Origin of the sequence: Mesotoga sp. Brook.08.105.5.1, from assembly GCF_002752635.1 — a bacterium.
GTDB lineage: Bacteria > Thermotogota > Thermotogae > Petrotogales > Kosmotogaceae > Mesotoga.
Genome location: NZ_AYTW01000049.1, coordinates 1 through 2,037, shown reverse-complemented (window position 1 = coordinate 2,037; position 2,037 = coordinate 1). Strand labels below are relative to the sequence as shown.

Genomic DNA, 2,037 nt, shown 5'->3' with positions numbered 1-2,037 from the left:
GGAGGAACAACTTTCTACGCGAGTCAGTTGAGAAGCTACATCCTTGAACATCCAAATGTAAAGTTCTGCATAATAATCGAATCATGCCATGCAGGAAGCTGGCTTGATGGTCTGAAATCCGGCGGAGTCATTCCAGCGAACATCGAGATTATTATCACTACAACTACCGCTGCCAAGAGTGCATATCCCGATTGGGACAGTGCAGGTGGCTCGTCGGATCACAACCCTGACGATATGTATGTTGAGTGGTCTGGAGACTTCCTGCAGAGATTGTCGTACTACACAAGTGATGCTCACTGGCCAGAAGTAACTACTTATGCCACTTCCAAATCGATTGACCAACTTCCGGCTCTATTCTACAAATGCTATACATCGATAAAGGGAGCATCTCCTTCTACTACCTCTTGGACTTTGACAGAGCGTTCAGTCGCAGGCTCCATTCAACAACCAATGATCTTCACTAAATGGGCTCCGTGATACTCTTTTGAATGCTCGTTTGAGAGCGGGCTCTGCCCGCTCTTCTCATGAAACTTCTGCCACCCTTTTCAAAGGCTATAATTGAGTATGGATATCTTTCATATGATAAAACTCGAAAAGCGGGAAGGCTATACCATACGACTTGGAGTCCTCAGGCGTGAAACTGACCTTCTCAGAAACGAGATAGAGTATTTCAGGTCAGCTGCCGATTCCATAATAAGGAGCTCACTCTTCGACAGCGCAATTATTAGAGCATCGAAACTTATCAGAAACAGCGGATTCACAATGAAGAGTTTCCGCGAATACATTCGACAGGGTTGCCCCAGGCAGTTTAGAAGAGAGCTCTATCGTGTTCTGGACGACTTCGAAAGAGAAGAGGCTCTTCTGGCAAACAGAATAGCGAGACTGAAGAATCGTCGTGACAGGGTGATTGTTCATATGGATCCTCGTTTTGCCTTTCACCCGGAAAGAGAAGATGAGAACAGAGTAGATCTAGAAGACATAGAAGCAATCTGCTCTCATCTTGAGAGGCAGATAGAACTCTTTAATGATGACGGATAAACGGAAAATGAAGGCTCCCTGTATATGAATGAGGATTCGTAAACCACACTCAGAAATACGTCTTCGCTCGATCGTTTTTTGCGATGAAAACGGGTTACATGATGTTATGGGTTTCGCAATATGTTTCTGGCAAAATAGAAATGGCTCCGGATCTTCTGTCTCATCGCCTTCTTTGCCTGTTCACTCACTGCAGGGGTGAAGCTGTAGAAGATCCTCCCATTTCTGTCTTTGCAGCTACGAACTCTGAAGGTGTATCCTAGAAAGTCAAAGCTTGTATTTGGATACTCGTCCTTCCTCTTATCGTCTTTGCAGTAGACAATACGGGTCTTCTCTGGATGAAGCTCCAGTTTGCATTCTTCCATTCTTTCTTTGAGACTTTCAAGAAGAAGCCGGGCTTCCTCCAGAGTTCTACAGTGTATCACTCCATCATCTGCGTATCTGGCAAAGGGCTTATCCGGATGAGTTCTCTCCATCCATTTGTCGAAGGCGTAATGCATGAAGAGGTTAGCCAGTACAGGGCTTATTACCCCTCCCTGTGGCGTTCCCTTGCTCCTCTCTTCGACTCTTCCATTAGGTTTCTGAAAGGGTGCTTTCAGCCATCTCTCTATGTAGAGTTTTAGCCATGGAATCTTCACATGTTTCTTGACTGCCCTCATTAGTAGTTCATGGTCTATGTTGTCGAACAGTCCTTTAATGTCGAATTCCAGTACCCAGTCATACCGCCAGCATCTCTGCCTCGTTACTTCAAGGGCATCTATCGCTGACTTTCCCTCCCTGTATCCGTAGGAGTCCTTATGGAAGTGTGGATCTACCAGGGGATTTAGATAGATTTTGGCTACCATCTGGGCTACTCTGTCCCCCACTGTGGGGATTCCCAGTACTCTCTTCCCTCCACTCTTCTTTTCTATCTCTATCGCTTTGACTGGAGGTGGAAAGTAACTGCCAGAGGACATTCGATTCCAAATCTTGTAGAGATTGTTGTCAAGATCGGCTTCGAAC

At 45.7% G+C, this 2,037-nt stretch carries 1 protein-coding gene and 2 pseudogenes; 2 read left to right on the top strand and 1 reads right to left on the bottom strand.

What is annotated here, in order from left to right; genetic code table 11:
* Nucleotides 1–477: pseudogene (locus V512_RS12965) on the top strand (hypothetical protein); the annotation flags it as partial.
* Nucleotides 478–579: 102 nt separating this feature from the next.
* Entirely contained in the window at nt 580–1,038 is a 459-nt protein-coding gene (locus V512_RS12960; RefSeq protein ID WP_099830877.1) for a hypothetical protein, read from the top strand.
* Nucleotides 1,039–1,184: 146 nt separating this feature from the next.
* On the opposite strand, the pseudogene ltrA reads toward V512_RS12960, so the two are convergent.
* Nucleotides 1,185–2,037 (bottom strand): annotated as a pseudogene (gene ltrA / locus V512_RS12955) (group II intron reverse transcriptase/maturase); the annotation flags it as partial.